Raw genomic sequence first — 24,526 nt, 5'->3', positions numbered from 1 at the left:
GGGCGTCCGTCAGCACGAATCGTTCCATCCAAAGCTTGAATCACGATCAAGCCAGAATGGGAATCATGAATATCAACAGGCCCTACGTCAAGAACAAGCGGCCGGGGGCATAATAGGGCAACCACAAGGCCGTGATATCTAAGGATTCTGCGTGCGGTAGAAGGCGCAAATTACAAACACGATGCCGATGAGGCGCATCAAACCAGGGGAATATGAAGAGGCTACGAAGTAGGCGACCCCAAGCACAGCAGTAGCTATCAACCACCTGCCTGTGTGCTTGTCCCTAGACGCCATTGCGGCTTTGGTGCGTGCGAGTGACTCTCTTTTTCGAGATTCATGCTCCTGCTGCCCGCCCCGCGCCATCGCCCAACGGAAAATCAAAGCGTTTCGGGATTGGCTATCTGCTGAGATGGATCCAAACGACGGCCCTTATGGCAAGACTGAAATGCGCCCAAGAAGAGCCACCAGTTCCGCCTGACGTTTCGTTTCGGTCTTGGCGAACAGCGAGGCAAGCTGGGAGCGGATCGTGGTGCGGCTGAGGCGCCAACTGCGGGCGATCTCCAGCGGCGCATCGCCCTGAGCCAAGCGCAACGCCAAGTGCGTCTCCGCGCTCGTCAAGCCAAACATCTTTTGCAGTGTCTGAGGATTTGGCCCCGACCTGTTCTCGCGATCCAGTAACGCCACAATGCTCGTTCCGTCAGGAGCGACAAACCCGTTCTCGTTCAATATCACCGGCCTGTCGCCGTTGCTGCGGATCACCACCCACGATAATGAGCCCGGCAGAAAATGGGCCGGAACATTCGCGAGCAGCCGCCTCAAAGCCACCGAAAGACCGCTGGCCGTATCGGCCACTTCTCCCTGGCGCTCCAGCGTGGTTTGAGCGGCTGCGTTCCATTCGAGCACTTTCCTCTCGCGGTTCAGCACGAGATAGCCGCAGCCGATGCGATCAAGCATGCCGGTTATGGATTCCAGGCTGCGTGCTCTTGGCTCCCCGACCCCTGCGCCCGATGCACGATCTGGAGGAAAAACATAAGAGGGCCGCGTCGTATGCGCCTCATGGTTATACTTGGTCGTTGTCGCAATGTATCGGCTACCCGAAGCAGGATCACTATGTCTATCCATCAGAGTCATTTTATACCCCTACCCAATAAAGCTACTCGTGATCTGCAGAAAGTCTTCAAGTGATAGTATCCGTCCGTAATAACCTAACTCGACATCTGATGATTACACTGTTAATATTCCCAGGATTTGCGCCGCAATCGCGAGATTTATACCGTCCAGAGATCATCAACTGGTTGTAATCTTCCCGTTTGTGTTCCGGCATATGAAAGCCACGCCGAAATTCCGCCGCCTCCGTCGGGGTTCGAGTGCAACCGAGTTTACTGGCGCTGACTCTTAAACTCGCGAATGAGCATCCGATCTTGGTCGCAATATCTTTTATTAAGGTGTCCATGAAGAATTACCTTGCGACGGGCTTCGCTTTTGAGCTTTGCGTTCATTTCGGGGGCTCCTCAACTACGCGTTCACAACACGCGATTCTATACGAATCAAATTGAAGATTGTCGTTAGCTTCACATCCAGAAACGTATCTCGGAGTGCATTTTTTAAGATTTCTTCATGGCGCCAAGCTGCCGATAATATTGCTGCTCACCTGTTTCCAACACCACACAGCCCTCCCGCGAAAGGGCAAGATTAATAACGAGCGAAATGGTGAAAAAGAAAGGTGGCATAGGGGTGGTCGCCCGCCTCCTTCGGATTATTCTTTACCCGCTCCGCGCATCGCATCATGGGACTACCCGGCCTGGCAGCCGGAATTCAAACCTGGGGAATTCACCGGCGCCCTGCGTGCCGACAATGACAACACTCGTTTCCGCGGCGGCATGCGTGCGGTGCACTGGCCGGCCAAAGAAGATCCAGCCGCAGCGCTTGCCGTGCTGCAAGAGATCCGCGACACCACCGGCCAAACGCGTACGGAAGGCGCGCAGGGTCATCTTAACCCGCGAGACGCCAATCCCGACGACGCCGAGACGCATGACGTGCCAGGCGACGAGGTGACGTCTGAAACTATGGTGGAGCCGGCACAGGATGGGCTCGACGAAGTGTGGCCGGAGGTTCTGCATCAGATACGGCCGTCAGAGCGTGACATATGCCGGGGCGTTGGGCTGGATTGAAGGGCCGCGCACGGGATGGAGCGAGCCGCTAGGCTGGGTGATGTGCTGTGCTTGCGGAATGTTGTCGCCTCCTGAAGGGCGTAGCATGAGACCGGACTTTGATGGCCATGTGGCCGAAATTGCTGGCATGCACTTCTACACAAAGCCCGGCGCTCGCAAGAAGGCCGAAGGCGGCATGCTTGTTACCTACACCGACGCTGCTGGTACGAGCAGCGGCCCGCGTATGTCACCAACAAGCCACGCGGCGGCAAGAGGCCACACAGGACGAAAGCGGCGGCTGCGGCTTATCTGAACGCGCCGGCGGCCATACACTGTCGCCTTGCGAGCGGAAGGCTACCAGCGACCATGTCGGGCACCCCTGCGTTGATCGACATGTACACGCCGCAAGCTGGCGTCGAGAAGGCCCGGGAAGAACTGGCAAAGGCTTACGCGGCTGGCAACCTACCTCCCGTCACCAAGTGCCCTACGAAGCCGGCGAGGGGCGCCGGCTTTATAACCGGCGCGAAACAAACCGCAAGGTGCCTGCGCTGGCTTGGCAGAAACGGCCGGATTGGCTGAATTGCGGACTCAGCCGGTGTTAGCGGGGCCCACGCGTTATGAACGGGGCCCCCTTCTCCTGCTGCTTTGTGCATTCCGCACTGCCTTTTATGCGACTTCGAAGCAGTGAGACAGCGCGCCTGGTCGGCAGTAGTGCCAGACTGGATGGCTGGATGGAGGGAGCACGAGATGAGTGAGACCCGCAAAATAGCAGCGATCCTGGTCTCGGATGTGGTCGGCTACAGCCGGCTAGCCGAGGTGCTCAAACAAATTGCCCACGCAATCCAAACTGGCGCTGGTCGCTCCAACGACCTGGCTGCACGATATAGGGGCGAAGAGTTTGTGATCGTGTTGGTTGACGCTTCAATGGAACATGCGAACGAAATAGCCTTCCGGCTCGTCCAAAGCGTGCGAGATCTGAACATTCCGCACGATTTCGGCAGAGTGACCGTCAGCGTTGGCGTCGCTACAACGGTACCCAACGAGAACGAGAGCCCGAATGATCTCGTCAAAGCCGCCGATCTGGCACTATTCCGTGCTAAGTCGGAGGGACGAGATCGCCTCGTGGTTGATGGTGTATGAGAAGGCCGTTGCCCTGGTGATCATGCGCGACAAGCAGTCCGTTTCGAACCAAGCCGCTTTCTGCTTGAATACCCGCCGAAACGATCCAGGAGGAGCGCCACCTCATTTCAAACGATCCTTTCGCCCCTCTCCGGCAGCGTTTCCTTGTCCGATGCGCCGATCAGCTCGCGGAGCTGAAGGCCATTGCACGTCAAGGCGATGCCCTCCCCACCCGCGATGCAATGGTTAGTATCGCCCACTCGCTGGCGGGGGCGGCGGGTACGTTCGGGTTTGGGGAGATCAGCGCGCGGGCGTCCGCGCTGGAGACGCTGCTGATCGAGAATGGGGATGAAGGGGCGGCCGAAGCCGCGCTCCATGCCCTAATTGCCGAGATCGAGCGGACGCTGCAATGATGCGTCCGGCCATGCCTATTTCTTGGCGCCGGAAAGGCCGGTCCTGGTCATCTCGCCCCAGTTCTGGTCTGCCCGCAAGAATTGCCACCAGCCCCTCAGGCGCCAGAAATTGTTGAGCTGGCGATAGCCAAAATTCTCGATCACGGCGACCGCCGTCAGCACGGCCAGGTCCCGGGCACGCGGGAAGCGCTGGAGCTCGGCCTCTTCGAGGATGAGGGAGCATACGCTGACGCAAACGCCATAGGTGAAGATGAGCGAGGTGAAGGCCAAAAGATATTCGGCCGACAGGATGCCGAGCAGCCAGAAGGCCGGGATCAGGATGTAGCCCAGCACCTCCGCCACGGGCCCCAGCACGTCGGCAATCAAGATGTGGCCGAAGCCGAGGAAGCCGACGCGGCCATAGCGCGGATTGAAGAGCATGGCGCGGTGGCGGAAGAAGCATTCGAGCGCGCCGCGCTGCCAGCGCGTCCGCTGCCTTCCCAGAACGCTCAGCGTTTCCGGCGCCTCCGTCCAGCACACCGGTTCCGGAATGAACTGAATGCGGTATTTGCGCCTAGCGTCACGCATATGGCGGTGCAGCTTGATGACGAGGTCCAGGTCCTCGCCCATCGAACCTCTGGTGAAGCCGCCCACCGCCACCACTTCTGCGCGGCGGAACACGCCGAACGCGCCGGAGACCAGCATCAGCGTGTTGATGCGGCTCCAGGCAAGCCGCGCCATGAGGAAGGCGCGCAGATATTCCACCACCTGGAGCAGCGGCAGCAGGCGGCGCGGCAGATGGATCTCGCGCACCCTGCCCGCTTCGATTTTCGAGCCGTTGGCGATTCGGATCGTGCCGCCGACGGCGATGGTGCGCTCGGGGTCGTCGATGAAAGGCTGAGCGGCGCGCATCAGCGCATCGGGCTCGAGGATGGAGTCGCCGTCGATCGCGCAGAAGAGCGGCGCGCGGCAGACATTGATGCCGGCGTTCTGGGCGTCGGCCTTGCCGCCATTCTCCTTGTCGACCACGAACAGCCGCTCGGTCATCGGCGAGGAATAGAGGCCGCGGATCGGCTTGTGCGCGAGCGCCTCCTCATAGGGCCGATGGAACTTCACCAGCCTGAAGGCCTCGATCAGGCGCTGCAGCGTCTGGTCCTTCGAGCCGTCATTGATGACGATCACCTCGAAATTAGGATATTGGAGCGCGAGCATGGAATGGACGCTCTCTACCACGTTCAACGCCTCGTTATAGGCGGGCACCAGCAGCGCGATCGGCGGCGCGACGTCGCCATAACGGTGCCAGAGCAGCGCCGAGCGCGCCACCGGCGGGCGCTTGGAAAGCGCATAGCCTGCGACGGCGAGCTGCAGGAAATAGATCGTCGTCTGCGCCAGCCCCGCCCCGATGATGAACCAAGACAGGATGGTGGCGGCAAGAACGATCTCGTGGCTCCAGTCGGCGATCATAAGGCCGGCCCCTCGGCAAGAACGAGCGAGGCGGTGCGCTGGCTGCGCGAGACCTCGCTGTCGGAAATCTCGCGCAGCAGCCGCTCTCCCGGCTGGCCGAAGGAGCGCAGCGCATTGGCGGCGGCATAGCGCACGTTCCACGCCTCATCGTCCATCAGCCTGGCCAGTGGCGGGGCGAGTTCAGACAGGCCGAGCCGGCCAGCGGCATCGGCGGCGGCGCTGCGCACGTCCCAGTTGCCGTTTGCCATTGCGGTCGCCAGGATCGCCGGCGCGTCGGCGTGTCCTGTGAGGCCGAGCGCGCGCAGGGCCGCGGCGGCAATCTCGGGCGATGCGTCGCCGGCCAGGCGGGCGAAGAAATCGGCGAAGCGAAAGCCGCCGGCGCGGGCAAGCGCGTCGATCGCGGCCGCTCGAATGAAGGGCACGGCGTCAACACGCGCGGCATGGTCCGCGAGCTGGTGGAGGCGCGCCGGCGGAAAGCGCCTGAAAAGCTCGATCAGGCGCCGCGAGCGCTGCCCCGCCACGCCGATCTTGCGCAGCGCAATGCCGAGCGGCGGCAGGCTGCCGAGATCGCAGAGCGCGATGGCGACGGCGATCCTGACCTCGCGCGAACGGTCGTGGTCGAGCGCCGAAAGCAGGCTTGCCACCGCACCTTCCGAACGCAGCGCCGCCAGCATCTCGGCCGCGTGTATGCGATCGGCCACGTTGCCTTTTTCCAGCTGCCTGCCGACAAGGGCCGGCAGGCCGCATTCGTTGAAGGCGGAAAGGACGTCGTCATGCTCCTCGCCGCGCAGCAGCGAAATGAACTCGAACCCGGCATTGATCGCCACGCCCGCCGGGACCACGAGCACCGCTGCCTTCAGGACCTCGCGGTCGCGGTTTTCGGTGAAGGCGATCAGCGTCGTCAGAAGCTGGCGCCGCTGGTCGGCCCCAGCCCTGCCCCAGCGCTCCTGCAGCACGCGGCGCGCGATCAGGAACAGCATGATTACCAGGGAAAGAGCGGTGAGCAATATGGATAGATCCCAGATGTACCACATGGTCAGAACCGCGCGGTCAGTCCGAGCGCGAATATGCCTCGGTCGAATGTCGGGCGTTGCTCATGCGCGATGCTGGCGCGCAGCGTCAGCGGGTCGCTGACGTCCCAGGAAATGCCGCCGAAGACTGTGCGCGTCGGCACCAGCGTACCGTTGGAGATTTCGGGGGCGTCCGCGTAGCCGCCGAACAGATTGAAGCGCTGTGTCACCGCAAGGTCGGCGCGAAGCACATAGCCGTCCGCGCGCGTGCCGATATCGTCCTGCACATGCACCCAGCGGGCGGAAAGCCCAAGGCGGCCGTCGAGGACATAGCCTTGCACCCAGGGCGAGATGCTGGTGACATTTGTGTTGGCGAAATTGTCGTAGCGGGCGTCGATGTTCAGAGACAACGGGCCGAACGCCTTTGCCGGCGTCACGAGCTGCCACGAAGCGCCGGCGCCGATCGAATAGCGCGCCAGGAAGTCGGCGTCCGGCGTCGTCGCCGCCAAAACATAGGCGGAGAATGCCGGCGAGAATGCCTGATCGATGCGGCCCTCGACCTGGACGTCGGTGTGGCCAAAGCGGGTGGCCAGCCGCGCATGGCCGGAAATCGTCGTGCGCGGCGACAGCCGATAGCCAAGGCCGGCCGAACTGTCGGTCCAGTCGCCGAGACCATCGGTGAGATCGCTCACCTCGCCGCCGAGGTCGAGTCGCCATTTGCGCGGCGTCGGCACGGCCAGCCTTTGCTCGACATCGGCAGAACCTGGCTCGATGGCGAGCGCTTGGCGATAGGCTTCCCGCGCGCCGTCGTCGTCACCCTCGGCGCGGCGCACATCGCCGAGCCCGACCAGCGCGTCGGCGTTGCGCGGATCGGCCGCAAGCACGCGCTGAAACGACTGCCTGGCGCGCCTGTAGTCGACCTCGAGCAGAGCAATTCTCGCATCCAGGTCGAGCGCCTCGACATTGTCCGGCGCCGAGGCAAGCACGCCGTCGACCAGCGCCCGGGCGCGCGGCGCATCGCCCTGCCAGATCGCCAGGCGCACCTTGCCCAGCCGCGCGTCGAGAAGGCCGGGCTTGATTGCAAGCGCGCGGTCGAAGAAATGCCCCGCCTCGTCGAAGCGCCGGCTGGAGCCGACGACAAGGCCAAGGGCGACCAGGATGTCGGTGTTCTTCGGCGCCTGCCTCAGCGCCCGGCGATAGACCGTCTCCGCTTCGGGCAGCTTTCCCGCCGCCCGCAGGCGCCTGCCCTGCTCCATCAGGCCGGCGAAGGGATCGGGCCGCCGGCTGGCCGGTTTCTTTGCCCGCGCCGGAACCGCAGGAGCCCGTTTCGCCTCACTGCCGGCAGCCTGCTTCGCCTTGCGGATGTTCTCGACAAGCGCTGCGGCGTCGGCATTGCCGGGATCGGCCTGCGCGACCTTCTCGGCGAGCGGCAGCGCGGCATTCGGATTGCCGGAGCGGAACTCGACCTCGGCCATGCCGAAGCTGGCGTCCCGATAGGTCGGGGCAAGGGACAGCGCCCTGGAAAAGGCCTGCCGGGCGGCCGGCAGATTGTCGCGGCCGAGCTCGGCGAAGCCGAGTTGCACCAGGGCGTCGGCATTGTCGGGCTTGAGCGCCAGCGCGCGTCGGAAAAGGTCCGCCGCCTCGTCGAAATGCTGCGCTTGCCTGGCCTTGACGCCGGACGCGTAGAGCTCGTCGACCGTCTGCGCCAGCGCGGCGCCGGGAGGCGCGGCGATCGCCAGGATCAGGCATACAGCCAGAGCTGCGCGCCGGCTGCGCCTCATCAGCGTTTCCCGCTCTTGCGCGAGATCAGACGCGCGAGCCGGGCCAGAAGCTCCTCGGGGATGAATGGCTTCACCAGGTAGTCGTCGGCTCCTTTCTCAAGGGCCGAGACAATGTCCCTTTCAGCCTTGCGGGCGGTCAGCATGATCACTGGAGTTTCCGACAGGGCCGGATCGGCTTTGAGGCGGGCCAGCACCTCCAGGCCGTCGGCCTTAGGCATCATCGCGTCGAGCACAATGATGTCGGGGCGGTCCTGCTCCGCCTTCGCCAGCGCTTCGGCCCCGTCCACCGCCTTGATGACCTCGTATCCTTTCGCCCTCAGCCTGAATTCCATCAGCTCGAGCAACAAGGGATCATCATCGCAGATCAGAACTCTTGCTTTCGCTCCATCCACCAGTCCTGCTCCGGTTCCGTCGCCCCCCGGAGTGATCAACCCATGAATCGACATCCGCCAAGTGGTCCATGCCAGAAATTCCGCGCAGCTTTCCCCGCGCCCGCCGACGCCGCGCGATCCTAGATAAAGCTGATTCGCGACGGTTGCATTTCGATACAATCACTAGATGAATATCGGCGCATGGTATAGGAGCCGTAAACGGCAAACCGCGCTTGCCGACAGCTTCTTGCCGTAACCTTGCCCTGGCTTGCCTAGGCTGGGCCATCGCGCTGCAGGAGCAGCTTCCTCACTTCACCTGCAAGCGCCAGCGGATCGAAGGGTTTGGCAATAACCCCCACGGCTCCCATGGCGAGATAGCGCTGTACCTCATGCGTCTGGGTGCGCGCCGTGATGAACACCACGGGGATTGAGGCCGTCAGCGGCGAATCGGCCAGGCGCCTCAGCGTTTCCGGCCCATCCATATCCGGCATCATCACATCGAGCAGGATGAGGTCGGGCTGCCAATCGGCGGCATTGGTTAGCGCCTCGATGCCCGAAGGGCAGGATTGCACCTCGAATTCCAGATCGAGCTCGAGCGACATCTGGGCGATTTCGCGGATATCGTTCTCGTCATCCACATACAGGATCCTTGCCGGCATCATCGTCACTCCTTGCCAGGGGTCGGCGCGCTGCCGTCGCGAGAAGCGGTCAGCATGCTTCTGACCAGCTTCGCGACGTCGATTTCGGAGGCCCTGGTCTTGGTCATGATCGCCTGCACCCGGTCGCCGAGTTTCTGGTCGAGTTCCGCCGCCGAAAACACGATGACCGCGGTCTCGAGCGGCAGATCGACGAGGAGGTCGAGGCCAGATCCGTCGGGAAGTGCGATGTCCAAGATGACCAGGTCGAAGCGATGGCGAGCGACCGCCTGCCGGGCTTGCTGCAGCGTCTTTGCGGATGTGATCGAGACGCTCGAACCCAGCCCCTCCGACATCACCGCAAGCACGCCCTCATCGTCTTCGACATGCAGAATCTGCGGCTTCGGCTCGATCCTGCGGCCGACGATCTTGGCGAGAGCGGCGTGAAGCCGTTTCGAATCCACCGGCTTCTCCAGCCAGTCGACGATGCCGACGGCGCTGCCGTTCAGCGAGCGCCTGGCCTCGTCGGCGACAGCGGAGATGACGATGACCGCAATGTCGGAATTGGCCGGTGATGCCCTGATCTCGTAGAAGAGCTTGATGCCGGATTCCTCCGCTAGCTTGATGTCGAGCGTCAGCGCCACGTAGTCGCGGGAGCTCAGGAGCGCCTTGGCGGTGTCGATATCGGGCGCGACGTCGCTGGAAAAGCCTTCAGCATCGAGAAGTGCTGCGATCACCGCAGCGACGTCGGGCTCGTCCTCGCAGATGAGGACACGCAGGCGGCCATCGCGCTTGCGCGCCCGGCGCTCGACCAAAACCGGCTTCTCGGCCTGCCTGTGCGCTTCGGGAAGCTCGACGTGAAACGCTGTTCCCTTGCCTTCCTCGGTTTCGAAGGAAACGGCGCCGCCCAGCTTTTCGGCGATAGCCTTGACGATGCTCAAGCCCAGGCCGGTGCCGCCTATCTTACGCGTGCTGGAGGCGTCCGCCTGCTCGAACTTGCCGAATAGGCGGCTGCGGAACGCCTCGGGGATGCCGGCGCCCTGGTCCACCACGGAGATGCGCAGCATGTCGCGGTCATGACGCTGGAGTTTCACCGTGACGGTGCCATCGGTGTGCGAGAACTTGATCGCATTCGACAGCAGGTTCGCCATCACCTGATGCAGGCGATCCGGATCGATGTTGGCCTCGGCGCGCGGGGCATCGTCGACCAGAACGATCCTGATCCGACTGTCGGCCATGTAGTTGGAACTGGCGGCAATGGCCTGCTCCAGGACCTGACGGACCGGCATCTGCTTGATCTTGAAGGTGATCACGCCTGATTCGATCTTCTCCATATCCAGGATGTCGTTGATGAGAAGAACCAGCCTTTCGCTATTGGTGTGGGCGATGTTGACGAGATTGGCGGCCTTGGGCGGCAGTTCGCCCGCCACGCCGGCCGCGATCAGACCAAGCGAGCCGCGGATGGAGGTCAATGGGGTCCGCAATTCGTGGCTGACCGTGGAAATGAAATCGTTCTTGAGCTGGGCGGTGCGCTTCTGCTCGGTGATGTCGCGGTTGTAGGTGATGACGCCGGCGATCTTGCCGGCCTCGTCGCGGAAAGGCGTTTTCAGCGTGTAAAGCCAGCCCTGCCTGCCGTCCGGCAGGAGAGCGGGCTGGTCGATGCGCAATGTCTGCCCGGCCTCCAGCGCGCCCGTTTCATCCTGCCTGAAGCGCTCGGCCACGTCCTTGGGGTAGAAATCGAAATCCGTCTTGCCGATAAGGTCCTCGACCGAGGTGGCGCGCACCAGTTCGGCGGTGGCTGGATTGGCCGCGATGAAGCGGCCGTCGACATCCTTCATGTTGAGGCTATCCGGCAGCTCGCGGACCATGGCCCGGTAGATCATGTTGGACATCGCGAGATCACGCCGCCGCTGCTGGCGATCGAGCAGCACGCTGATGATGAAGGTGCTGAGGAAGCGGAACACCAGCGACGGGAGCGTGCTCTGCTGCACAAAGCCGGCGACGACTTGCGGGGGGATGACCAGAAGGGTGATGAGCCCGGCAAGCGCGACCGACACGCCGAGGCCGAATATATCGAGGATGGTGCGCGACCGGGCCGCAACGATGCGGTGCCATGCCAGACCGACGACGGCGGTGATCAGGATGCTCATGACGCCGACGCTGGCACCCTGCCCGCCAAGATAGAGCCGATAGGCAATGGAGCCGGCGGTAGCGATGAACATCGCCGGCCACCCGCCGAAGAACGCGGCGGCGCCGACGAAAGCGGCGCGCAGATCGACGACGAAGCCGGAGACGGACAGAGCCGTCGCCATAGAAATGATCGCGCCCACGCACATGACCACGCCGAGAAGCAGCGACTGTGCCCGCTGCCGGAGACGCCCCGTGAAGTCCGCCACAAGATCCCACGCGACGATCAGGATGGAGACCAACGCAAGATTGGCGAGGAGTGAGTGCCAGATCTCGGTCATGACTTTCCGGCTCCTTTTCGCCGATAGATATCGGCAAAACCTATCCAAGGTCTAAAGAGGGTGCGCGCCAGCCGTCGGTGTCGGAGTGATGGCCCCCGACGCGACGATATGGCAGACGTCTAGTTGCTGCGCGCTGCTCGAGCATCAAGTCGTCGCAAGGTCTGTGTTAATCGACCGTTTCAATGATGAAGGCAGCGCCATCGACGCTCACCTCACCGAGAAGTTCTCCGTCGAACTGACGGAGATGCTTTACTCGAAGGAGTACCGGTTACGGAACATCCTCGGACTGCACTACCAGGCGGCGGCCATCGCCGAGTACGCCGAGAGGCGCGAATATACCATCGTCGAAACCTATAAAGACGCTAGAAAAAGCGGCCTAAGTCTAAGGGCCGTGACGGACTCAAGCAGTTGCTGGCCGATGTCGTGACCGGCCAAAAGACTTTCTCGGCGATCCTCGTTATGTTGTCTTTAATCTTGCACCCGCTGTTCCCGGTGGCGAAGAGCAAAGGCCAACGCGCCGCCCACAGCTGCAGCTCTGCTTGCGCCGTTATATAAGATAAGCCTAATGTAGTTAATGATCCGGCTATTGAGAAGGGACGGCAGCGCCCTCGGGTTGGGCACTATCTTAGCCACCGCCTGCACTTTCGGGATGCCGCCGGCATCGGCCCATGACATCTGGTATGAAAAGCAGTGCTGCCAAGACGAGCATTGTGAGCCGATCCCAGATGGCGCGGTGCGCGAAACAAGGAAGGGCTTCAAAATGCCCTCCGGTGAGTTGCTGCCTTACGCGGACAACAGGGTGCGTCGATCACACGACATGCGTTTCCATTGGTGCCATACCCAAAAAGCAACGGCAAACCGGCATCGTGAAGTGCAACCTGGCCCCGACAGCACAATCTGCCTATACGTGCCGCCTAGGTCCTTCTAACTCTCTGTCCATCATACCACTCTGGCTTCGTCACCGAAGATTTCTCCGGGTGCGTTCAACTTAGAGGCTGACTGAAAAAGAAGTTGGATGATTTCAATCGGTTGTGATTCCGTTGGGTTGCGAAGCTCAATGGAGATCACGATGGCTTGGACTGAAACCACCCGCGCGCAGTATCGGCGCGAATGCCTGCGCTATGCAAGCGATCTTACCGACGCGGAATGGGCGTTGATCGCACCCTTTCTGCCGGCGGGGTCAAAGCGGGGGCGACCGAGAAAGACCAACCTGCGCGCGGTGGTGGAGGCGATCCTGTACATGGCCTCGACCGGCTGCCAATGGCGCGCGATCCCGAAGGACTTTCCGCCCTATTCGACGGTGCAGGGCTACTTCTACGCCTGGTCGCACGGAGGCTTGCTGGCGCATATCAACCATATGCTGGTCATGGCCCTGCGCGAGATGGTCGGGCGTGAGGCCAGTCCGACGGCGGGCGTCATCGATAGCCAGTCGGTGAAGACCATCGAAAGCGGCGGACCGCGAGGCTTTGATGCGGGCAAGAAGATCAAAGGCCGCAAGCGCCACGTCGTCACCGACACCGAGGGCCATCTGGTCGGCCTGCAGGTTCACCCCGCCGACATCCAGGATCGCGATGGCGCACCAGACGTGCTGACCTCGATCCGGTCGCTCTATCCGTGGCTGCGCCACATCTTCGCGGACGGCGGCTACGGCGGCAACAAGCTCCGCGACGCCATGGCCGCGCTGGGTCAGTGGAGCTTCGAGATCATCAAGCGCTCCGACACCGCCAAGGGCTTCGAGCTTCTGCCCCGCCGATGGGTGGTCGAACGAACTTTCGCCTGGCTCGGGCGATGCCGCCGGCTTGCCAAGGACTTCGAAGTAACCATCCAAAGCGCTACAGCCTGGATCCTCGTCGCCCACATCCGCCGCCTCACACGCCGGTTGGCGAGCGGGTTGAAACCCGCCCGGCAATTGTGAGTCAGACTCTTAGAAAGTCCATTTCGACCGAGGTCGAAGGCCTGACCAGCCTGTTCTTCGCCACCGGGCCAGACCGTCGGGCTTGTAGACACACCGGCCTTTCTTGATTTGACCTTTCAGGACGGTAGGCACATGCTTCCGGTAAAGGGCTTCGACTATTGAAAAGTTAGGCGGATCGCATGGTCCTCTCCAGCCCTCTCCAGAGCCGCGTTGGATCTTCCCGTTCGCTTCGACCGCCCGGGCCGAAAGGCTTGCCTTTCCTCGGAGATCTGGTCGCTTTCGGCAGAGACGAGCTCGGTTTCATCACTGAAACCGCACGTCGATATGGCGATCTCGTTTGGCTCAATCTTGCCGGATGGCCCGCTCTTCTGGTCAGCGATGTGGAGGCTATCGAGACAATCCTCGTCAAAGATCATGACAATTATATCAAACATCGGCTCGCGTTGCGCCATGTAAAGGCGCTGTGGGTGAGGAGATCGTTGCCTGCGAAGCCGCTGGCGTGACGCCGATCGTGCTCAAGCCTTTAACCTCAGGGCGAAGGCGGACGGGCGCTTTGGCAAGCAGGACTTCATCTATCAGCCTGAAACCGACACCTATCGTTGCCCAGCAGGCGAACAACTGATCTGGCGGCCGCGAAAAGTCGTTGATCAACCTGTCGAGTTCAACGGGCACGGTTGGTGTCGAGGTCATCGGTCCTGACTCTCCTACGGCATCACTGTCGCGATTGCAGTGCGATATCCACATGCTTTATGGCATGCTCGGAGGTCTTAGAATACCTGCGACATATCAAACGCTTACAGTGTCAAACCTACTCGAAATGGTCCGTTGATTCTGCTGGATTTTCTTCGAAATTGTCAAACCTCAATTTCGGCCTGGTCGAGCTGTGCAGCACTCCCGACCGCGAGCAAGCCCCTTCCCTCCCGATCCGCCCGACGATGCTTCCGCTGTGCAGGAAGAGTGCATCTGCTGGTCGGGGGCCGGCGACGATTCCGATCGGGACAAACCAGCGGCCCGGCCCAATACCGTCCCGCGGTGCTGCCGTTGGTGGTAGCTTGGCCCTTCCGCGGTTGTCCTCTTGGCCGCTCCGGCCCACCGCTTGTTGCTTGTCTGCAACACACGGTGAGATTGCGCGCTCCGGCTTGTCGGTTGCATTCCGTGGGGCAGTTTTTCTGATACATTGAGCCTATCGAACCTGGTGGGGACACAGAAATGAAATTTGTTTTGGCAGCCGCAATTCTCGGCGCAACGCTCACGTCGGCGATGGCGGCAGATGTGGTCCAAGAGCTTCCAGTTGCTTCCACGTATGATTGGACGGGCGGCTATGTCGGCGGCCAGATCGGTTACGCCTGGGGGAGAGACCACATCCAAGACGAAAACCTCGCTGACGGGTCCACCGATTACTCGGATAAATTCAAGATGCGGGGGGTGACCGGTGGTGTTTTTGCCGGCTACAATATGCAGTGGGGCAGCGTTATCGGCGGCATTGAAGGTGACGTCCAGGCCTCCGGGATTATCGGCCACAACCCGGACTGGCCATTCGGCACTGACGACAACACCCGTATCAACGCCCAAGGCTCATTGCGCGGGCGCTTGGGCTATGCCTTCGACAACTGGCTGCCCTATGTCACCGGTGGCTTGGCGGTAGCGCATATCCGCACGAAGTTCGAAGATGGCGGAGCAACGGATTCCGAGTCGCAAGTCAAGGCTGGCTGGACGATTGGTGCTGGCGTCGACTACGCCTTCAGCAGTAATTGGTTCGGCAAGGTCGAATATCGTTACACCGACCTGGGCAAGATCACCACGGCTACCGACAACACTGATCCAGGCTGGGAAGAGCACGAAAAAATCAAGCTAAACGAGGTCAGGATCGGCATCGCCTATAAGTTCTGATTGAGCAGCGCCTTGAATGCAGTTCTTACGCCGTTCCGGCATATGAAAGCCCCGCGAAATTCCGCCGCCTCCGTCGGGGTTCGAGTGCAACCGAGTTTACTGGCGCTGACTCTTAAACTCGCCAGTGAGCATCCGATCTTGGTCGCAATATCTTTCAACGGTTCTTTACTAAGATATCCATGAAGAATTACCTTGCGACGGGCTTGCTTTTGAGCTTTGCGTTCATTTCGGGGGCTCCTCAACTACGCGTTCACAACACGCGATTCTATACGAATCAAATTGAAGATTGTCGTTGGCTTCACATCCAGAAACGTATCTCGGAATGCATTTTTTAAGATTTCTTCATGCCGCCAAGCTGCCGATAATATTCCTGCTCACCTGTTTCCAACACCACACAGCCCTCGCACGAAGGGCAAGATTAATAACGAGCGAGACGGCGAGATAGAAAGGTGGCATAGGGGTGGTCGCCGACCTGGACGACAGTAAGGACCGGTCGCCAGGTCGACTGTTATCGCTTATACAGGAATTCCCCCGCGTGCGCGCAAGCGCGCAAGGGGTACTGCAATCGCTAGTGAGGCCGATACGCGCACCAGCTCGGCCCAACAGCGATGCTAATTGTGGTAAGAAAGTTTTTAGGGTGGGGCATCCCATTCTCTGCCAGATGCGATTCCGGCGCACCCGCATCCCCTCACGTGCAATTTTTTTGATTGCCTTTGATTTCTCCGAAAATCAAACCTGCTTTTTTGCCTCTCACCCGTATATAGCGTGACAGAGCGACCTTTGCTGCGTTGGGGAAGATGAAGACCGGCCTCGCCGGAACCGCGCCTCGAGCGCACCAAGCCTCCTTCGGATTTATTCTTTACCCGCTCCGCGCATCGCATCATGGGACTACCCGGCCTGCCAGCCGGAATTCAAACCTGGGGAATTCTCAACATGAATACCGAAACCGGCGGCATGCGTGCGGTGCACTGGCCGGCCAAAAAAAGATCCAGCCGCAGCGCTTGCCGTGCTGCAAGAGATCGCGACACCATCGCCGAAACGCGTACGGAAGACGCGCAGGGTTATCTTAACCCGCGAGACGCCAATCCCGATGACGCCGAGACGCATGACGTGCCAGGCGACGAGGTGACGTCTGAAACTATGGTGGAGCCGGCACAGGATGGGCTCGACGAAACCCAAGGGGACATTCATGGTCTTCTGTCGGGAAAAATCAAGAAGAATGTTTGGCAGAAATTTCTGAGCGGGAATTAGAGAACCAAGCACGGAGCGAGCCTCTGTACTCTTTCGCTTTGACGCTCAGCCAGCCCGCTAAGGGACTTCTTCCGTCGGCCCCTGTTTGGCCCGATCAATAGCCGCAAGTAATGACTGTAGGTTGGCGGCAGTTCTGGTTCGACCGCCAGATTTAAGAACGTTTGTACGTGATGACGATAGCCCTTCGGAACGGATCAGTTTCCGAAACGCTTCGGAGACAGACTGATGGTCTGCTTTGTTGCTCGTTGTCACGTTCGGGAAGTCCGTCCCAATGATCCGTAACTCGCCCGCAACGAACGGGTTCCATCAGGAGGTCGGAATAGTTGGTAGAAATTTCTGAGCGGGAGATCGGATAGGCTGGCTCGCGCGAAGACCCCCCGTGCCCCCTTCGTTTGCCGCAGCATTAACCTCGCTCTTTGAACTGAAATTCGTGTCTATCTAGCGTCGGCGTTGCACATCGTGAACGTTGGAATGCTTCTGTCCAATGTTTGCTCACGCTGTGATGCCAACGGGCAGGCTCTTGCGGCAGGGTGCCGCAAGGCGAATGAAACGCCGGCCCAGTTCAACCCGCGCGACGTCCTTCAAAGCTGGGGGGATCGATCTTCACCAAGCGGTCTGCGGCCTCGACCGCAGTTCGTATCCTGCTGCACAGCGCGAGATTTTCCGCCAGCATTTCTTCAGTGCGTTGAAGCGCGAGCTCGGTCCGGTGGATGCGCTGCCTGGCATTGGCAACTTCCGATGTCAAAAGATCGGCCGCCATCCCGTGGCCGTGGGGTTCCATAGTGTCCGTGTCCATGGGTTTCTAATACATGGGGGGCGATATCGTTCCCTGATGTCGGGCGAAACGGCGGGCCGCAGAAAAGCGCGATGGGCCGAATGACCAATGCGCGCCGTGTCAAAACAGCGCCGGCAACAGGCGAACGGCTTCGGCCGCTCTAGATCCCACGGGCAGAGGCGATCACGGTCCAGAGGGCCATTGATCTGTTCAGGCACGACTACAACGTAAGCGAAGACACACTCGGGCGGCTGGTGATCAAGCACCGTCTTCACAACCAGACAATGCCCGGTGCTCCGTGGAGAATAAGCCCTCCCGGTTTGGCTATGGCGCTCGCCGGCGATGATGACGCGCTTGCGCGGTTGAGGCGGGACGATCGCGAGCATCCGGACGTAACTCGGTATTTCAAGCGGCTCGGCATCCCGCGACCCTGACCTGTTATCAAAAGTTATGGTCGCGGCGACTGTCTAAAATAGACATTAAGTAGATGTCGCGGCCCGACAGGGCCCCACACATGCCCATACGTGCGGAATTTCTCGACGAGGCCGCGCGTGCGAACTCTTGCCTCGAAACAGGGGCCGGAGATACTCCAGCCTTCTCGCGCAAGCATTCGGCGTCTCCGCATGATCGACGCACGATGTTTGCACAACAGCCGCTGCAAGAGTGATGCACGATGGACAGTGGTGGGGCACGCGTTGACGAGATGTCAAGCGTTCAGGATTTTCGCTTCCTTGGCGGCGCTGAGAAATGCCACGCGCGCTACCTCCGGTGCGCTGCCGCCGCCGAGCACCTTCATGCATGCCATACGAGCCTGGATGCGGCGGCCGGTTTCTCCAATGGGCCAGCGGTAAAGCAGCATTTCGGCGGCTTCGCGGGTGCTCGAAACACTGACTTTGCCCGAGGACAGCAAAACGGTCACGGGCTCTTCGAACGTGCCGACGTCTCGTTCGCAGGTCATATGCTGGTCTCCTTTCGCAACCTCCCAAGACCTTACGGGTGAACCCTCCGTTCCGTTGCGTCACGTTTGTCCCGGTGGGCGAACATTCTGTGAGGATGGGACCTCGTCCAGAGCGCGGGCTTGATCGCTCAGACTGGACTCGCTAACGCGTTGCGGTCCTCAAATAGCGAGAACCGTCCTTATCGCTACGGGCCACTTGCCGGCGCAGGCATCCGCAGACGGAAGTCAATACTCATTTCTGGGGATGGAAATCTCGCGTGCAGATCGGCGAAGCTGGGCAAGAGGAGTGATCGTCATGACCGTTCTTGCCCATAGCCTCGCCAGCGACCCCAACGGAACGTGGCGGGTCGTCTTCTTGCCTGAAGAGCTGCATCTCTATGTGGAGATCAATCGGCTAGGCGCCGGCACAAATCCCGTTGACTGGATGAGCCTCGACGACTTCCTTGCACGGCGCCCAAAAGATGCTCTCCACCAGCGGGCGCGCGACAGACTGGTCTCGCTTATTTGCAAGGCGCTTGACACACCGACGTTTGCTCAAACTGAGGGTCGGGAGTCGCGAGCGCAAGAGCGAACCGTTGCTGCCTTGCGCATCGCCCTCTAGGCCGCCGGCGTCGAGTTCATCCCGGAGAACGGCGCCGGCGCCGGCGTGAGGCTCCGCAAACCTTAGTTTAGCACTACTTTGGCAGTTTTTTAGTTCTGGGAGCGTTTTGAGGATTCCCAAGAGCGGTTTTGCGTTATTCATGAGAGGTCGGCTGTTGGAGGGGCCGGCCATGAACAGGGATTGGCAACTCGATCTGGAGCGGTGGCTTGAGCCGTTCGTCTCGGCGTTGAGGCACAAGACGCGTGCGCGGATGTGTCCGGCCTATATTGCTGGCCTGATTGGCCCTGGGGATCGCAAGAGCGTCCAACCGATGGCGGCGCGCCATGCAGGCATCAACTATGACCAGCTGCACCACTTCATCGCGAGCGGCGTGTGGGATGCTGCGCCGCTGGAGAAGGTGCTGCTCGCGGAGGCCGACAGACAAGTTGGCGGGAACGATGCGTGGCTGATCGTGGACGACACCGCGCTCCCCAAGAAGGGGCGCCACTCGGTCGGCGTCGCGCCGCAATATGCCTCGGCGCTTGGCAAGAACGCCAACTGCCAGACGCTGGTGTCGCTGACGCTGGCCTCTGGCGAAGTGCCGGTCATGGTGGGGCTGCGGCTGTTTCTGCCCGAGAGCTGGACTTCCGATCCCGCCCGGCTCGACCGTGCCGGTGTGCCCGAGGACCATCGTGCCTACAGGACCAAGCCCGAAATCGCGCTGGCCGAGATCGACCGGGCTCGCGCAGCCGGCTTACGCTTTGGCTGCGTGCTCGCCGATGCCGGATATGGTTTGAGCGCCCCCTTCCGGCAGGCGCTCACCGAGCGCGGCCTTACCTGGGCCGTCGGTATCCCGTTCAAGCAGAAGGTCTATGCCGCCGACGTGGCGATGATCTTCCCGGTTGCCGGACGCGGCCGCCCGCGCCGCCGGCATATCCCCGATGTGAAGTCGATGACCGCGCAGGCGATGCTGGAAAAAGCCCAATGGCGGACGGTCAGTTGGCGGCGTGGCACCAAAGGCCGCCTCTCGGCGCGCTTCGCCGCTGTCCGTGTCCGGGTTGCAGATGGCCCACCCCAGCGCATCCGCGACATGGGCGCTCAGCATCTGCCCGGCGAGGAGGTCTGGGTGATCGGCGAGCACCGCTCGACCGGCGAGCGCAAATACTACCTCTCCAACTTGCCCGCCGACACCCCGCTCAAGCAGATCGCAGGCGCCATCAAGGCGCGCTGGGTCTGCGAACAGGCGCATCAGCAGCTCAAGGAGGAACTTGGCCTCGACCACTTCGAGGGGCGCTCATGGACGGGTCTGCACCGACACGCGCTGATGACGATGATCGCCTATGCGTTCCTGCAATCTCGCCGCCTCAAACAAGCGGGAGGGGGAAAAAAGAATCCTCGGCCCACCGCCCCAACCGAGCCTACCCGCCGTCAGGCAAGCCATCCTCTCCGCGCTCGCGCAGCCGCCCCCAATCCGTTGTCCCCACTGCCGCAGAACCCTCTCCGCTAAAAATCTGCCAAAGTAGTGTTAGGCCGTAGACTCATTACTGCGCAGCCACACACCTGCTTTTCGCCATCGGACGAAGCGGTTGCAACACGTGGTGCGCGGGCCATAGCCATGAGGCAGGTCGCGCCATGGGGCACCGGAGCGCAGCACACAGAAGATGCCGTTCAGCACGCGCCGATCATCAACACGCGGCACACCTCTGGCTTGTTGGATAGCAGCGGCTCGATCACCATTCAAGGTCTGTCAGACCATATCGGCTCATGGTGAGCCCTGAATCAGAATCCGGCCCGGATGTGGAGTGTCAGTAGGACGTTTCGTTCGTCACCTGTCACCTTATCGAGCAGTGAAGGAAATGCATCGCACATTGCGGCGAACGTGCTCCGCAGGGATTTCCGGCAGAAGCTCTTGGTTGCGGTCGGGCCGAGCAAGGGGCGAGCTTCTTGCCGGGCCTGCGCCAACACCAGAGTGAGTTCAGGGTCCAAGACAAGCTGTAGAATCTCGCCTGCTTCGAATGCTTCCCCTAACCACACAAAAACTCATTGCCCGACCGCCTGTGCCGATGATCTCCGGGGATACGCCACGACGCCTGCTTGATTTATGCGGGAGTCTCCCGACTACGTTGCTGGATGGGTGGCACGCCACAAATTGAAACGGTTTTGATCGAGATGATTGTCCAAGCTGCAGATTTTCCAGCGGCCAGCTTCGATTGCGTAGCAGGCGACTGCGCCGATAAATCTGGAGCCCGAATACTCTTCAATGTTCGCGTGACAGCCATGCGGATGTTCAGCGAATTGTCGCGATCGCGAGCAAATCGGACGGGGGGATGACTCCTCTGCTTCTGCTGCTGGAATCGTACGGGAACGTCGATCAAGATCCATGAGGTGCCGGTTGAGGACTACCCATTGGTAGTCTCCATCGCCGATTGGGCCAATCAGCCCTTCACTCGCAAGCCATTACCACGTCAATGTCGAGGTTACCCTGCTCCTGGACGCCGTCGCATCGGAAGCACGGCCGGATTAGCTGAATTGCGGACTCAGCCGATGTTAGCAGGGCTTACGCGTTATGAACGGGGCCCCACTCCTCTTGCTGCTTTGCGCATTCCACACTGCCATTTATGCGACTTTCGAAGCACAAACCATGAACACTGCGGCCGCGTGGTTATTGATTTCCAATCGCCACTTAGTCGGCTTGCAGGTGCCGGCAGACTCGAAGGTATACCAGCGGCAATGTTACTTCGACTACGAACGATGGTGGTGGCTGAACTGCACAACGATAGCCGCAAGATATCGGAAACTGCAGTTGAGCGTTCGGTCTATTGTCGATAGGCTCAGTTGCTGGATTCGGGGGTAAGCTGCAAGTGACGTCGGTTTTTGTCGCATACGCCTCCGGTAATCAGTTCCATGGTGATATGATTGTCGCAGCCTGCAAATCGGCTTCAACTTCCGATCGATCAATAACGCCATGGTCGACACTTGACACGTCGGGCTCACCAGTTGCGCGGTCGGTGGAAAGCTGGATCGAAGGCGCCGACGCTTTCATTGCCGACATCTCTCTCGTCAATCACAACGTGACCTACGAGCTGGGATTTGCGATCGGATTGCAAAAGCCCACGCGATTGATCCGCTCGACCCACATGGACTTCCAACCGGTCAAAGCGATCGGCTTGCTAGATACCTTGGGCTATGACGGCTACGACTATGATCACGTTCTTGTTCGCACCCTGTCGAAACGCGACGAAACGACCCGCTGGGCTGAACTGGCTAAAAATAAGGATCAGCCGGTTTTCATCCTTCAACTTCCGACCCCTACTGAATCCACCCTACGGACGACCAGCGCCGTAAAGAAGATTGCGCGGATCAAATTCCGCAACTTCAATTCGAGCGAGATCAGCCGACTAAACGCCAGCGAGGCCTATGAACAAGTGGCTTCCTCGTTCGGCATCATCGCTTTCTGGATGGAAGGTGACAGCGAGCAGGCTGCTCGCAACAACCAAAGAGCGGCGTTCATTTACGGCATTGCCCGCGGTCGCAACATTCCGGCATTGTTAATAGCTCACCAGAAGTCCAGCCTTCCTCTGGACCTACAGGACCAAGCCGACCGGTGGTGGAAACTAGGGGACATCGATGAGATCATAGGCGCTTTCAGGTTGCGCGTGGCAGACGTTGCCAACGAGTTCGTCTCGATTAAGCCAGATCACGAAAACCTGCTTGAACGATTGAGTTGCGGCGATCCTGTAGCCGAGAATGAAGCAACTTCGCTTGCAGACCATTTCCTAGAGACCGACGGCTATCAGCGAACTCTACTCGGCGAAGCCAACGTTCTGGTCGGCAGGAAGGGAAGCGGCAAGACAGCGGTTTTCCTACAAGTAAGAGATCGCACTAGAGCGAATAAGGCAAACATCGTCATCGACTTAATTCCAGACGGTTACCAACTCATCAAGATGAAAGAGTTTATCTTGGATAAGCTCAGCTTCGGTACTCGAAAGGAAGTTATCGCTGCTTTTTGGGAATACGTACTGTGGCTCGAAATCACCTACAAGCTGTTGGAGAAGGATGAAACGAGGGCGTTGCGCGACATGCGTCTTCTCCAGGGCTACAACAAGCTCAAGGCCCTATTTGAGGCGCGTGTCGACACAGGAACCGGGGACTTCTCCGAACGACTGAAACGACTGGCACAAAACGTTGTCGACCGGTTTCGCAGCAGCGCCATCGTTGACGTTGAACTTCACCAACTGGATTCATCCAAGGTGCTAGAGGCCATCTATGGGCAGGACGTCCGAGAACTCCGAGAGACCGTTCTTGAGTACCTTCGCCTCAAGGGTTTCGTTCTATTCCTCTTCGACAATCTCGACCGCTTTTGGACGCCCGGGGGCTTCACCGACGACGATGCCCTGATAGTGGTCGGGCTGACCGAGTCAATGCAGGAGATCGCACGGAAGTTCCGTCGGAAGTCGCTTGAATTTAGGTGGGCCATTTTTATTCGAAGCGACGTATACGAGTTCCTAATACGCGGGATGGCGGACTACGGAAAGTTGGCTGTCCAAAGCATTGAATGGTCCGATCGCAGCTTGATGAAGGCCCTTTTCGAACAACGCCTCCAGTCGAGTGTCTCCGCCATTGGCGAGTCTTGGAGTTCGCTGTGGGGTCGTGCTTCCGTGGCGACGGTAAACGGGCGCCCTGTCCTCGATTTCCTGATCGACGGCTGCCTTATGAGACCCCGCTATCTTATCCGTCTTTTCGAGACAGCACGTCGTCGCGCCCTGACGTTTGGGCGCAACAAGATGGAGGAAGAGGACTACGTCGTCGCATTGAGGGAGCTAGGATGGCAGGTGTTGGAAGATTTGGACCGCGAGATCGCCGATCTAGTCCCGAACGGATCGGACCTACTCTTTGAAATTCTACAGCATCGCGATGGACTGACGGCGGCAAAGTTCCGGTACATAGCGGCAAAGCAGATGAAGACGCCGGACAACGTGGAGAAGCTGCTCGACGTCATGCTCTGGAATGGCAGCGTCGGAGTTTTGGACAATGGCGCTCCAAAATACATCTTCGACTCGGGATATAAGCGCCAGTATTTGGCGGCCTTGGTCAAGGCAAACGAGGGTGTCCAGCTCACCCTGCATCCCACTCTCGTTGCCGCCTTGGGCTCTGCGGTTTAGATCGGCAGAGCCCACCATCGCCGTGCTCGGTAAGGCTCAGGGCCGAACGCGGATCACTCCGGTATCGCATCGGATCGATAAACAGTAAGCGGGCAGCTGAGGCCGTTCAGCGCTGGTAATTCCATGGCATGAGGGCGTCGATATCGCTGTTTGGCCAGCCATTGGCAATGCGCTCGAGGGTCAGGGTGAGCCAGGCGTGTGGATCGACCTGATTCATCTTGGCGGTGGTCAGCAGGGTTGCGATGGTGGCCCATGTCCGTCCGCCGCCGTCGCTGCCCGCGAAGAGGCTGTTCTTTCGGGTAATTGTCTGCGGCCGGATGGCGCGCTCGACGGTGTTGGAGTCGATTTCGATGCGGCCGTCGGTGAGGAAGCGCTCGAGCGCGCCACGCCGGCCGAGCGCATAGCGGATCGCCTCGGCGGGCTTCGATTTTCCCGACAGCTTGGGCAGCTCCTTTTCCCACAGCGCAAAGAGAGCGGCAACGATGGCGGCGGATTTCTCCTGACGCGCAGTAATCCGTACTGCCGGGTCCTGGCCGCGTACGGCCTCCTCGGCGGCCCACAGTGGGGCCATCTGCGCCACCGTCTGCGAGGCGATAACGGAGGAG

The 24,526-nt window shown here is 60.4% G+C and carries 20 protein-coding genes and 4 pseudogenes; 12 read left to right on the top strand and 12 right to left on the bottom strand.

The features are described from left to right. Positions 1-429: 429 nt before the first annotated feature. A complete protein-coding gene (locus NKH99_RS31135; RefSeq protein WP_352779582.1) occupies positions 430-954 on the bottom strand; it encodes a helix-turn-helix transcriptional regulator in 525 nt (174 codons plus the stop codon). Positions 955-1,559: 605 nt separating this feature from the next. On the opposite strand from NKH99_RS31135, the gene NKH99_RS31130 reads away from it, so the two are divergent. From NKH99_RS31130 to NKH99_RS31120, 3 genes are all read left to right on the top strand, one after another. After that, positions 1,560-2,171 carry a hypothetical protein gene (locus tag NKH99_RS31130; protein ID WP_353017664.1) on the top strand — a complete coding sequence of 204 codons (612 nt, stop codon included), beginning with the start codon at positions 1,560-1,562 and terminating at the stop codon, positions 2,169-2,171. Positions 2,172-2,897: 726 nt separating this feature from the next. Further along, complete coding sequence (locus NKH99_RS31125) at positions 2,898-3,290, top strand: diguanylate cyclase (RefSeq protein ID WP_353017662.1); 393 nt, start codon at positions 2,898-2,900, stop codon at positions 3,288-3,290. A 68-nt stretch (positions 3,291-3,358) separates the two neighbouring features. Continuing rightward, a complete protein-coding gene (locus tag NKH99_RS31120; RefSeq protein WP_352779634.1) occupies positions 3,359-3,682 on the top strand; it encodes an Hpt domain-containing protein in 324 nt (107 codons plus the stop codon). 15 nt (positions 3,683-3,697) lie between these two features. Here NKH99_RS31120 and NKH99_RS31115 read toward each other — a convergent pair whose 3' ends face one another. From NKH99_RS31115 to NKH99_RS31090, 6 genes are all read right to left on the bottom strand, one after another. Continuing rightward, a complete protein-coding gene (locus NKH99_RS31115) occupies positions 3,698-5,125 on the bottom strand; it encodes a glycosyltransferase family 2 protein (protein WP_353017660.1) in 1,428 nt (475 codons plus the stop codon). After that, complete coding sequence (locus tag NKH99_RS31110; RefSeq protein WP_353017658.1) at positions 5,122-6,159, bottom strand: HEAT repeat domain-containing protein; 1,038 nt, start codon at positions 6,157-6,159, stop codon at positions 5,122-5,124. Before NKH99_RS31110 ends, NKH99_RS31115 begins: the two co-directional genes overlap by 4 nt. Before the next feature lie 2 nt (positions 6,160-6,161). Continuing rightward, positions 6,162-7,916 (bottom strand): YaiO family outer membrane beta-barrel protein, encoded by a 1,755-nt coding sequence (locus tag NKH99_RS31105; protein ID WP_353017656.1) that lies wholly within the window; start codon positions 7,914-7,916, stop codon positions 6,162-6,164. After that, positions 7,916-8,467: a response regulator transcription factor gene (locus NKH99_RS31100; RefSeq protein WP_352855166.1), complete on the bottom strand. Its 552-nt coding sequence runs from the start codon at positions 8,465-8,467 to the stop codon at positions 7,916-7,918. Before NKH99_RS31100 ends, NKH99_RS31105 begins: the two co-directional genes overlap by 1 nt. A 92-nt stretch (positions 8,468-8,559) precedes the next feature. Next, positions 8,560-8,946 carry a response regulator gene (locus NKH99_RS31095; protein WP_353017654.1) on the bottom strand — a complete coding sequence of 129 codons (387 nt, stop codon included), beginning with the start codon at positions 8,944-8,946 and terminating at the stop codon, positions 8,560-8,562. Positions 8,947-8,951: 5 nt separating this feature from the next. Then, the gene (locus NKH99_RS31090; RefSeq protein WP_353017652.1) at positions 8,952-11,390 is read right to left on the bottom strand and encodes a hybrid sensor histidine kinase/response regulator; all 2,439 of its coding nucleotides are present in this window, start codon (positions 11,388-11,390) and stop codon (positions 8,952-8,954) included. Positions 11,391-11,478: 88 nt separating this feature from the next. Here NKH99_RS31090 and NKH99_RS31085 point away from each other — a divergent pair, with 88 nt between their 5' ends. The 6 genes and pseudogenes from NKH99_RS31085 to NKH99_RS31060 all read left to right on the top strand — a co-directional run bounded on the left by NKH99_RS31085 (position 11,479) and on the right by NKH99_RS31060 (position 16,446). Further along, positions 11,479-11,817: a hypothetical protein gene (locus NKH99_RS31085; protein WP_352517696.1), complete on the top strand. Its 339-nt coding sequence runs from the start codon at positions 11,479-11,481 to the stop codon at positions 11,815-11,817. Between the two features lie 642 nt (positions 11,818-12,459). Further along, a complete protein-coding gene (locus tag NKH99_RS31080; RefSeq protein ID WP_353017650.1) occupies positions 12,460-13,305 on the top strand; it encodes an IS5 family transposase in 846 nt (281 codons plus the stop codon). 179 nt (positions 13,306-13,484) lie between these two features. Next, positions 13,485-13,808 carry a cytochrome P450 gene (locus NKH99_RS31075; RefSeq protein WP_352779558.1) on the top strand — a complete coding sequence of 108 codons (324 nt, stop codon included), beginning with the start codon at positions 13,485-13,487 and terminating at the stop codon, positions 13,806-13,808. Beyond that, positions 13,772-13,935 (top strand): annotated as a pseudogene (locus NKH99_RS31070) (IS5/IS1182 family transposase); the annotation flags it as partial. The gene NKH99_RS31075 and the pseudogene NKH99_RS31070, both read left to right, overlap by 37 nt. Positions 13,936-14,514: 579 nt before the next feature. After that, positions 14,515-15,195, top strand: a complete 681-nt coding sequence (locus NKH99_RS31065; protein WP_352452654.1) for an outer membrane protein — start codon at positions 14,515-14,517, stop codon at positions 15,193-15,195. 933 nt (positions 15,196-16,128) lie between these two features. After that, entirely contained in the window at positions 16,129-16,446 is a 318-nt protein-coding gene (locus NKH99_RS31060) for a hypothetical protein (protein ID WP_352779554.1), read from the top strand. A gap of 562 nt (positions 16,447-17,008) precedes the next feature. On the opposite strand, the gene NKH99_RS31055 is transcribed toward NKH99_RS31060, so the two are convergent. Beyond that, positions 17,009-17,206: a hypothetical protein gene (locus NKH99_RS31055; protein ID WP_023722969.1), complete on the bottom strand. Its 198-nt coding sequence runs from the start codon at positions 17,204-17,206 to the stop codon at positions 17,009-17,011. A 721-nt stretch (positions 17,207-17,927) separates the two neighbouring features. Then, positions 17,928-18,140, bottom strand: a complete 213-nt coding sequence (locus NKH99_RS31050; protein WP_352941729.1) for a DUF982 domain-containing protein — start codon at positions 18,138-18,140, stop codon at positions 17,928-17,930. A gap of 334 nt (positions 18,141-18,474) precedes the next feature. Here NKH99_RS31050 and NKH99_RS32870 point away from each other — a divergent pair, with 334 nt between their 5' ends. Next, the gene (locus tag NKH99_RS32870) at positions 18,475-18,780 is read left to right on the top strand and encodes a hypothetical protein (RefSeq protein ID WP_502900132.1); all 306 of its coding nucleotides are present in this window, start codon (positions 18,475-18,477) and stop codon (positions 18,778-18,780) included. Positions 18,781-18,915: 135 nt separating this feature from the next. Continuing rightward, a pseudogene (locus tag NKH99_RS31040) lies at positions 18,916-20,266 on the top strand (IS701 family transposase). 39 nt (positions 20,267-20,305) lie between these two features. Here the strand turns inward: NKH99_RS31040 and NKH99_RS31035 are convergent. Continuing rightward, positions 20,306-20,525, bottom strand: a pseudogene (locus NKH99_RS31035) (transposase); the annotation flags it as partial. A gap of 34 nt (positions 20,526-20,559) precedes the next feature. After that, positions 20,560-20,790: pseudogene (locus NKH99_RS32865) on the bottom strand (adenylyltransferase); the annotation flags it as partial. Positions 20,791-21,767: 977 nt separating this feature from the next. Between NKH99_RS32865 and NKH99_RS31030 the strand changes: the two are divergent. Continuing rightward, entirely contained in the window at positions 21,768-23,921 is a 2,154-nt protein-coding gene (locus tag NKH99_RS31030) for a P-loop ATPase, Sll1717 family (protein WP_353017647.1), read from the top strand. Between the two features lie 106 nt (positions 23,922-24,027). On the opposite strand, the gene NKH99_RS31025 is transcribed toward NKH99_RS31030, so the two are convergent. Further along, a partial coding sequence (locus NKH99_RS31025) for an IS66 family transposase (RefSeq protein WP_353017645.1) occupies positions 24,028-24,526 on the bottom strand: 499 nt, incomplete at its 5' end.

The sequence above is a fragment of the Mesorhizobium sp. M0854 genome (assembly GCF_040319815.1).
Taxonomy (GTDB): Bacteria; Pseudomonadota; Alphaproteobacteria; order Rhizobiales; family Rhizobiaceae; genus Mesorhizobium.
Note: the sequence above shows the minus strand (reverse complement) of the source record. Positions and strands in the feature narration are given on the sequence as shown.